Source organism: Bradyrhizobium sp. P2_E8 (assembly GCF_056403875.1).
Window position 1 is genome coordinate 1 of the sequence record NZ_JBFUES010001201.1, and the last position, 2,028, is coordinate 2,028.

Here is a 2,028-nt window from a genome sequence, read left to right on the forward strand (position 1 = left end):
TCGCTACGAGGCGCAAGCGCAGCGCCATTGTCCGCGCGATCAGGTGGTCTGGCTGGATTTCAGGAAGGGCGTCTACTACGCGAGAGGCCAGAGGCGGTACGGCCAGGGTTTTGACGGCAGCTACGTCTGCCTCGGCGAGGCCCGCGACAGCTTCTATCGTCGCTCGCTGCTTGGCCTGCGCTGAGCGGCATGTGACGGGAAGCGAAAACGATCCGGTCTATTTCCGGTCGGGCAGCTTCACCGGGACGTGCGGTGAGGTGCTGATGACCCGGGGACTTCCGTCCGGATAGGTCCGGTCGCCGCGGATCAGCGATTCCAGGACCAGGAAGAATTTCTCGGCAAGCATGTGCGTCACCTTCGTTGGTGATGGCCTCTTGAAATGAGTCGAGGCGCCGAACGCGGAAATTCAATCAACTAAACGGGAGCAGGGCGATTCCGGACAAACACCAGTGTTGCGGCGCAGTACGGTCGTGGTTGGAAAGCGAGGAAAGGGTGTCGCGATCAGCCGAAGGCCAGCGCGACAAGGCTCGAGCACAACAGCACCAGACCGCCTGCGGTCAATGCCAGGAAGCCATCGGATACCAGGTCATGATTGCGCATGGGACACCTGCCGCTCTCGTCTGCGATGCTCGGTCGGATCGATTAAAATTGTCCGAACGTGCCGTCTTGAAAGAGGTGATGCTTGCCGTCCGCGCGAGTGCCCTCAGGCCCTCGTACGGTAACCTTCAAACGCATGGGCCAGGAAGATCCCCGCGCTTACCAGACCCATCAGTGCCGAAACCGTCTCGATCATCGTTAAATTCCAAATCCCGCCCTTGCATCCGAGAGAACGCGTGCGGCCTTGCACAGTCAAAAGAATTCCAGTGAGCGGCGCGACAATGGGGGTGGAGTGAGGATTTGGCGCAACAGAATGTCCAGGAGTGGCACAGAGCAGGTGCCTGCGCTCCGTAGAACAACTGGGGAAAGCGAACGCGCCGTTTACCATCTCCGCGCGATCGCCGCAGGCTCCCCATTTCCGCCGTGTTCGGGTTGCGATATCGTCACGACGTCCGAAGCGGTGGTGGGCCGCCTCGGTGCAAAGGACCGGACAGCGCTCCCCGTTGCCAAAGCGGGTTGGGCAGGCCTCCGGCAGAATGGTATTTGGGGCGAATGGGGATCCGACGGTCAGATTCGGTTTTGCGGGCCGCGCGTGGTGTTGCGGCGGCCGCGACCTGCCTCGCGCTCGCCAATTGCGCGTCCTCCAACAAGTTCGCCAGCCGCGTCGATCCGAAATACGGCGTGTCCTCAAGCCCCCGGGTCGTGGCTTTGGGTGACCCGGTCCCCAAGGGCGGCGGCACCTACCGCGTCGGCAAGCCCTACGTGGTCGCCGGCCGGACCTACGTGCCGGAGGAGGACGTCAACTACCGCGCCGAGGGCATGGCGTCCTGGTACGGCGATGACTTCCACGGCCGCCTGACCGCCAATGGCGAAGTATTCGACATGACCTCGCTGACGGCGGCGCATCCGACCCTGCCGATGCCGTCCTATGCGCGGGTGACCAACGTCTCGAACGGCAAGTCGCTGATCGTCCGGGTTAATGACCGCGGTCCCTATCACGGCAACAGGCTCATCGACGTCTCGAACAAAGCCGCCGAACTCCTTGAATTCAAAGGCAATGGCATCGCCAAGGTCCGCGTCGAATATGTCGGTCGGGCGCCGCTGGAAGGCTCTGACGACCGCCAGCTGATGGCTACCTTACGCACCGGGATCCCGGCGCCGTCGCCCTCGATGGTCCGGGTCGCCTCGGCAAGGCCCTTCGTGCCGGAGCTGCCCTCGTCGAACCGCGGCACCATCCGCGGCGAGGTTCCGATGCCGGAGGGGCGCCCCTACAATCTCGGCACCACCTCGGCCGACATGGCCTCACTCAATGCGACCTCGGAAATGTCGGCCTCGAGCCGCAGCCGGGGCCGGGCGCTCCAGAACGCGCGCGCCGTGTCCTATGACGAGGACGGCCGCTACGCCACCGAGAGCGCCCCGTCGGCCTCGGAC

At 64.0% G+C, this 2,028-nt stretch carries 2 protein-coding genes and 1 pseudogene; 2 read left to right on the forward strand and 1 reads right to left on the reverse strand.

All coding sequences use genetic code 11. The features are described 5' to 3' along the window. Window positions 1-184 (forward strand): annotated as a pseudogene (locus AC1D00_RS38565) (hypothetical protein); the annotation flags it as partial. A 33-nt stretch (window positions 185-217) separates the two neighbouring features. Here AC1D00_RS38565 and AC1D00_RS38570 read toward each other — a convergent pair. Next, a complete protein-coding gene (locus AC1D00_RS38570) occupies window positions 218-346 on the reverse strand; it encodes a hypothetical protein (RefSeq protein WP_256374848.1) in 129 nt (42 codons plus the stop codon). A gap of 803 nt (window positions 347-1,149) precedes the next feature. Between AC1D00_RS38570 and AC1D00_RS38575 the strand changes: the two genes are divergently transcribed. Beyond that, window positions 1,150-2,028: septal ring lytic transglycosylase RlpA family protein (locus tag AC1D00_RS38575; RefSeq protein ID WP_477014287.1), on the forward strand; the 879-nt coding region annotated here is incomplete at its 3' end.

What these genes read in the sequence shown, in the direction of transcription:
- AC1D00_RS38570 (WP_256374848.1), bottom strand. Translation starts at nt 346, where the DNA reads ATGCTTGCCGAGAAATTCTTCCTGGTCCTGGAATCGCTGATCCGCGGC.